Here is a 6,983-nt window from a genome sequence, read left to right as displayed (position 1 = left end):
GTCCGGATCACCCGGAGTCGGATCACCGTCCAGGTCCAGCACACCCCAGTCACCCACCACGGCCCTCCCTGTTTACTTAGGCTTCGTCCGCCGAACGCCTACTCAGCCGCCCGCCGACCGGCAGGACCATCCGCACTGAGAACGTATCGGACAGACCGTGCAGCTTCCGCTGATATCTGACATCCGTCGACAAGATCGGCGCGAGTTTGTCGTCAGGTACGCCCATCTGGCCGAAAACCGTACCTAACAACAAACAAACGCCGATCACCAGCTCCGGGGACGGCCGTGTCCCCACGTTCACGGTCGGCGGCGAGAACCAGCGGCTGCCTGGGGTCGTCCGCCCTGCTAGCACGAGCCAGGACATCGGCTACTTCATCCGGAGTATCGAAATCCTTCCCAGCCCCGGGCGACACCCGCGGGAGCCCACTACTACCTGATCGACACCCGAACCTCGTTCGCCAAGATCGTCCACGACAGCCAGGCGACCGGTGCGTTCCGCGGAACACAAACCCCGACCACCGCCAGCGGTGCAGCACTGTTCCGCAGCGCCCTGCGCTCCCAAGGTGCCGGACCACTCGACCCGGAGATCGCCGATACCATCCAGGCCCGCCGCGGTACAGGATCACCACTGTCCGAACCGGTACGCGCCGAGATGGAAGGCCACCTCGAAGCCGACCTGTCAACGGTACGGATCCACACCGACAGCACCGCAGCAACGTTGAACCGGGCCGTACAGGCCGAAGCATTCACTACCGGTACCGACGTTTTCTTCGCCCCAGGCCGATTCGACCCGTCCTCCTCGACCGGCCGCGGGCTGCTCGCACACGAACTCACCCACGTGGTCCAACAATCCGCCGGCCCCGCCGGTTCCGCCGGCCCCGCCGGCCCCGGCGGCCCCGGCGGCCCCGCCGAACGAGAAGCCGCCGCCATCGGCGCCCAGGTAGCCCGCCAGGCCACCCCGATACCGGACGAAGAAGAACCCGCGCCTGCCACCTAGCCCGAGTTTCCTAGCTAGTTCGATCTTGGCTGGTGTTTTCGCAGCTCATGACCAATGTCGATCTTCCCGAACTGTATGACCTAAATCCGGGGCGCCCACCTCGCGAGGCCGAAGATCTCGGCGAGCCGGTCCTGGGTGGGAGTGGTCTGGGTGAGCATACGACGCACCTTCGGACGGCCTCCGCTCGACGGGTAGATCATCACCGTCTCCTGGATCCCGGCGAGCTCGTCGAGCAGGACCCGCACCGAGAGCTCCAGCCCCGCCTGCGCGGCGTGGCGGCGCATCAGGTGCGCGGCCTGCAGCGCGAGCACGCAGGTGAACGTGTGGACGCGGATGGTGTGGTCGGTCCAGTGGTGCATCGGGCTGAACGAGACGACGTGGGGGTCCTTGAGCTGGCGGAACGCGAACTCGGCGTCGGACTGGGACCGGTAGGCCGCGACCACGTCGACGACCGGCCAGTCGTCGCGGTCGGTGACCAGGACCCGTTTGCCGAAGATCTCATCCTCAAGCGCGGCACGGGCAGCCGGGTCGACCGCCCAGGTCAGCCGGTGTTCGGCCGGGCTGTCGCCGGTCAGGGTGGTGGTGACGGTGCGTCGCACCCAGGGGTCCGCGCAGATATTGGCGATCTCTGCCTGGACCTGGTCGCGACCGCGGCGGGTCCTCCCGCGGGCCAGGGTCGCGGCCAGCTCGTCGAGCCGGCGGCCTGCCTTCGTGATCGTCTGGTCGAGGCCGCGGGCCTGGCCGGCGTGCAGCGTCGGCGAGTGGGTGAGGATGACCCGCCGCTCGGTGCCGTGGACGCCGCGGCGGGCCTCGAACGCGGTCAGCCCGTCGAAGCCGGCGACCGGCGTGCGGGCGGAGGCGGGCAGGACAAGCAGGTCAGCGCAGCCCGATGGCGGGATCGAGCCGACGAAGCGCAGCCAGCGGCTGGCGAGGTGGGCGACGTTCGCCGTCGAGTTCTGCCCGGCGTCGAAGACGACGGTGACCTCGCCGGGCTGGCGGCCGCGGGCGGCGGTCAGGGCGGCGTGGCGGCGGACGAGTTCGTCGATCAGCGCGGTGGACTGGGTGACGTCGGGCCGGTTGCCCGGATAGGCATGCGAGACCAGCGGAATCCCGCCGTCGCGGGTCACGACCAGGCCGAGGCCGACGATGCGCAGGTCGCAGCGTTTCTGCTTGGCCTTGCCCCGCTGGGCCAGCGGGGCGCGGTCGTTGCCGGTGTCGATGTAGGTCGCGAAGTTGGTCATGTCGAGGGCCACCGCCGAGACGTCGAGCCCGAAGACGTCGATCATCCGATCGGCGAGGCGTCGCTCGATGGCGAGCAGGTCCGCCTCGCTGACCAGGTGCATCGCGTCCCAGAACCGGCGGTGGTCGAGCACCCGCGCCGGGATCTTCGTGAACCGGTCCGCGGCGGTCGTCGCCCACCACTGCGCGAAGGCGGCCTTCGAACGGGGGGCGACGAGCCGGTTGAGCGCGGCGAGCGCGAGGTAGGTGCCCACGGACGCCCCGGCGTCCGACCGGCGCGGGCCAGCGACCTCGTCGACCAGCCCCACCACGTCGAGTCGCTCCACCATCCCCCACGCCGCGGCCACATCACCGAACGCCAGATGACGGGTGCGCTCCGGCAACGACGCGGCGTCCCGGGCCGCGACCGCCGCCGCGATGTCGTCCACCGAGCCCAGGTAGCGTTCGCTGACCATGGTCGGCTTGCCGTCGACTCGGGCCATCTCCCGCAGGTAGTAGTACGTCCTGCCACCGATCTTCTTCGGGTAGAGGCTGACCACCTTTAGGTCATACACACCAGGAGGCCACGTATCGACCGCAGGGGCACTACAGGCCCAGGTCAGGCCTGTCATCGCGAATCACCAGACGACCACCAGACAGACAAGATCAAATTATCCCGGAAACTCGGGCTAGTGCAGCGCCTCATAAGTTCGGGCTTGTAGAAATAACGGTGTAACTCCCCGAGAGCGAAGATGCGCCGTGAGTGACACGATGGTGGAGCTTCCGCCGGCCTACGAGATCCCCATGCCGGATCGGCCCAACGGTCGCCAGGTGGAGTGGGACGTCGGCGACGGTCCGGGCGGTGGAATGGACCCTCGCGCCGGACGGGGACGACCCGCACGTCTGCATCCGGCTCGACGATCTCGATGAGGACGAGGTGGGCGCCGAGTGGGGTGCTACCGAACTCCTGCTCGACAACGGCTGGACCGTCCAGATCTGAACCGCGGTCTGATCGACAGCCCGTAGGCTGTCAACGTGGCTGTCAAAAGCCCAGAGCCCCGCGCCGTGTGATCGGCTGCGGGGCTCTGACCTGCCTCAACCAGCGTGCGCTCGGAGGGACTCGAACCCCCAACCTCTTGATCCGTAGTCCTCAGCGGACCGTCCATGGACGTCCACTGACGTCCATGGGTGCAGGTCACGGGCCTGGGACCGTCCACCGACGTCCACGGACGTCCACCCCCGTTGCAGTACAACTGCAGTACGGCAGCCGTCCGAGTGTCGACTACGGATCGTAAAGGTGGATCCGAGGTGATCCAGGGAACAGCTCTCCGAGGTGCTGCGATGGGTACTGCTCTGGCGAACTGCTACCCCATCAATCCTCTGCGACCGGCACAGGTAAAATCGAAGCGTGCCAGAATTTCCCAACCTTCGCATGGCTCTTCGCTCTTGGGTGGAAGAGGCGATGGTTCATTTGACGTACGACCCTGAAGCGCAAGAGTTTTTAAAATATCCGCCCCGTTGGGAATGTGACCAGGATGGGATATTCAGGGAAATCGAACGACCTGTTTGCGCTTGGCGACACAGGTCGTTGGAAGCGTTAAAAGAGATTCCAACGTGGAATGTTGTTCTCGAGGTTCTAGAGGGTGATGAGCGTCTTCGCGTTCAAATAGGAAACCTTGTAGGAACGCTGCATCACGCCCGCCGGATTGATACATTTACCATCGGCCTGCACGTGCTCCCGCGTCCTGGAGAGAAGATTGATTTCGACCGGCGCTACCTGGAACTGGATCAGTTCTTCGGCGCCGAAGAACTCGAACATGTTGTTCTTTGGTCGATTCCAGGTCTCATAGGAACGCATTTTCCCGTGGTGCTGGAGGCAGACGTTGAGCTCGGGGTCATGTCGGACCAAGAGTTGGCTTATGCTCTTGATGTTGAAGTAGTTCGTACGATATTCCCACGCACTCGACTATTAGATCCGCAGCCGGAGCATCGAACCTGCCTGCGATACAAGTATCTCCTACCCAAAAAAATCGGCGAGTCGCAACATGATGAAACTTTTCGCCAGATCCAGGATTTGCAATACCATATCGAAGCGCTGCGAACAAGACTTGAAAAGTCACTCGCATTGGTGTTGAGAGAGCCAGTCGTGATCGCAGGTAGACTCGATATGTCAACCGTGTGGAGTCTCTCGGGTGGGGTCGCCTTTCAGCAGTATCCACCGCGACGACCGGGCCTCGCGCGGCTTCCCGTCCATCTGAACCAGGAGCAGAAGTCTGATTTAGTAGAAATTTGGAAGTGCATCAAGAATTCGGAGATCCAAACCGAGAATAATGGTCTGGCACTTGCACTGAGACGGTTGAGCTACCAGGCAAATCGCGAACGTCCAGAAGACGAACTGCTAGACGTGATGATCGCGGCAGAAGCGCTCTACCTTTCTGGCGGCAGCAGCGGGAAGGAGCGTGGAGAACTTGGTTACCGCATGGCCCTGCGTGCCGCACTTTGGGCACAGCCAGGAGAAAATAGATTCTCGCCACGCGAGATTTTCAAACTGATGAAATGTGCTTATGATGTGCGAAGTATTATCGCCCACGGTGATAAGCTCAAGTCGCGAGATATTAAGATTCTAGACATGCAAGTCTCGCTTGCGGAACTTGTTTTTGAGGTCGAGGGAGTGGTCAAGTCCGGTTGTCGGCGAGCGCTGGTAGAAATTGCGTCTAATAGCACCCTCTGGCCCCCGGACTGGGATGGACTGGCGTTGGGACAGTAGACCGCCCCTCACCTTGGATAATAGATGACCGAACGTCCCAATCATGCGGGTATCTATGACGCCAGTGCGACCACAAATCCGTAGTTTGCTCCGGATCATCCGTGGACGTCCGCTGGGGTTCGCCGGGTCTGGTGACCTGGGCTCGGATGTCCGTGGACGTCTGCTGGCGTTCGTGGCTGTTCGTGGGCTGGGCTGTCAGTGTGGCTGTCATCGTGGCCGGTCGGGCACGGCCGATGCCCGTCGATCGGCTGGTTTCTGGTGGGTTGGGTGGTAGTGGCATGCTGGGCGTGTGACCGACGGGGGCAGTGAGGTTACCGTTCCGGACTTCTTCGTGTCGTACACCGGGGTGGATCGGGCGTGGGCGGTGTGGATCGCCTGGACGTTGGAAGCCGCCGGCTACCGGGTGGTGATTCAGGAGTGGGATTTTCGTGCGGGCGCGCACTTCGTGGCCGAGGTGCATCGGGCGAGCATGCAGGCCACGCGGACGGTGGCGGTGTTGTCCGCGGCCTATCTGAATTCGGAGTTCACCGCACCGGAGTGGCAGGAAGCGTGGCGCGCCGACCCGAACGGGCAGGACCGCAAACTGTTGGTGTTTCGGATCGAGGAATGTCCGCGGCCCGGGTTGCTTGCCCAGATCGTCTCGCGGGACCTGTTCGGGATCCCCCGGGAGGAGGCGCGGCGTGTGCTGGTGGCCGCCGCTGTGGGCGAGCGGGGGAAGCCGGCTACGGCACCGGACTTCCCCGGTGGCCCGGCCGGTGCGGGGGTGGCGGTGGGTGGTCCGGTGTTCCCGCCGGATCTGCCGGCGGTGTGGAATGCGCCGCCGCAGCTGGCCCATTTCGTCGGCCGTGACGAGCTGATCGACCAGGTACATACCCAGTTGGCGGCCTCGGGATCGGTGGCGGTCACGGCGTTGGAGGGGATGGGCGGGGTCGGGAAGACCGCGCTGGCGATCGAGTACGCCTACCGGCACGCCGCAGGCTACGACGCGGTGTGGTGGATACCGGCGGAAAATCCCGACCTGATCGGCGAACACCTGGTGGACCTTGCCGTCGAGCTCGGTGTTCCCTCGGATGCCCCGGCGGGCGCGATACTTGCGGTGTTACGCAGGCGGTATCCGCGCTATCTGCTGATCGCGGACAACGCCGACGATACCGATCAGATTATGGTGCTGCGTCCGGCCGGGGTCGGCCGGCTGCTGGTGACGTCCCGGCGGGTGGGGTTCGACACGGTCGGCGCGGTGATCGGGGTGCCGACGTTCGATCGGGCCGAATCGGTGGCGCTGCTCACCGCACGTTTTCCCACGATCGACCCGGTGGTGGCCGGTCGGATCGCCAAGCTGTTGGGGGATCTGGCGTTGGCGGTGGAACAGGCCGCCGCCTATCTGCGCCGCACCGGTATGCCGTCCGGGGATTACGCGGCCTTGCTGGATCGGCGGCTCGGGGACATGCTCACCCGCGGGCGGGTCGCCGACCGCCCTGCCATCACGATCGGTAACCTGTGGGAGTTGTCGGTGACACGGCTGCGCGACGAGTCCCCGGCGGCGGTCGAGCTGTTGGAGCTGTGCGCCCTTGCCGGCGCGGAGCCTGTCCCCCTCGACCTGTTTACCGGCGGGGTGGACCGGCTGGACGACGGCCCGTTGAAGACCGCTGTCTCGGACGGTGAGTTGGCCTGGCCGGAGACGGTCGGCGCGCTCACCGCGTACAGCCTCACCCGCCGGGAGAACAACGCTCTGGCGACGCATCGGCTGGTGCAGGCCGCGACCCGGCGTGCCATGAGCAGCGAGGTACGGCAGGCGCGGGCCGGGACCCTGGTGCGGCTGCTGCGCGGGATCCTGCCCACCGACATCATGCGGAACCCGGACGCCTGGCCGGTGTGGCGGGTCTACCTTCCTCATGTCATGGCCGTTCTCGGGCATACCGGTGCCGATGCCACGATGGATGGCTTGTCCTGGCTGTGTGACCGGACCGCAACCTATCTGGGCGAACATGCCCAGCTGGCCGC

6 protein-coding genes are annotated in these 6,983 nt (G+C 65.1%); 5 read left to right on the top strand and 1 reads right to left on the bottom strand.

The genetic code is table 11. The features are described 5' to 3' along the window. Positions 1–433: 433 nt before the first annotated feature. A complete protein-coding gene (locus tag U9978_RS23430) occupies positions 434–997 on the top strand; it encodes a DUF4157 domain-containing protein (protein WP_322763313.1) in 564 nt (187 codons plus the stop codon). A gap of 80 nt (positions 998–1,077) precedes the next feature. Here the strand turns inward: U9978_RS23430 and U9978_RS23425 are convergent, their stop codons facing one another. After that, a complete protein-coding gene (locus tag U9978_RS23425; RefSeq protein ID WP_322763312.1) occupies positions 1,078–2,790 on the bottom strand; it encodes an IS1634 family transposase in 1,713 nt (570 codons plus the stop codon). 287 nt (positions 2,791–3,077) lie between these two features. On the opposite strand from U9978_RS23425, the gene U9978_RS23420 reads away from it, so the two are divergent. The 4 genes from U9978_RS23420 to fxsT all read left to right on the top strand — a co-directional run. Further along, entirely contained in the window at positions 3,078–3,215 is a 138-nt protein-coding gene (locus U9978_RS23420) for a hypothetical protein (RefSeq protein ID WP_322763311.1), read from the top strand. A 408-nt stretch (positions 3,216–3,623) separates the two neighbouring features. Continuing rightward, the gene (locus U9978_RS23415) at positions 3,624–4,982 is read left to right on the top strand and encodes a HEPN domain-containing protein (RefSeq protein ID WP_322763310.1); all 1,359 of its coding nucleotides are present in this window, start codon (positions 3,624–3,626) and stop codon (positions 4,980–4,982) included. 101 nt (positions 4,983–5,083) lie between these two features. Continuing rightward, positions 5,084–5,275 carry a hypothetical protein gene (locus tag U9978_RS23410; RefSeq protein WP_322763309.1) on the top strand — a complete coding sequence of 64 codons (192 nt, stop codon included), beginning with the start codon at positions 5,084–5,086 and terminating at the stop codon, positions 5,273–5,275. Next, positions 5,272–6,983 (top strand): FxSxx-COOH system tetratricopeptide repeat protein (gene fxsT, locus U9978_RS23405; RefSeq protein WP_322763308.1); only part of this gene is annotated, 1,712 nt, incomplete at its 3' end. The genes U9978_RS23410 and fxsT, both read left to right, overlap by 4 nt.

This window comes from Protofrankia sp. Cr2, from assembly GCF_963555885.1.
In the GTDB taxonomy this organism is placed as follows: domain Bacteria; phylum Actinomycetota; class Actinomycetes; order Frankiales; family Frankiaceae; genus Protofrankia.
This window is presented reverse-complemented; position numbering and strand designations above follow the sequence as displayed.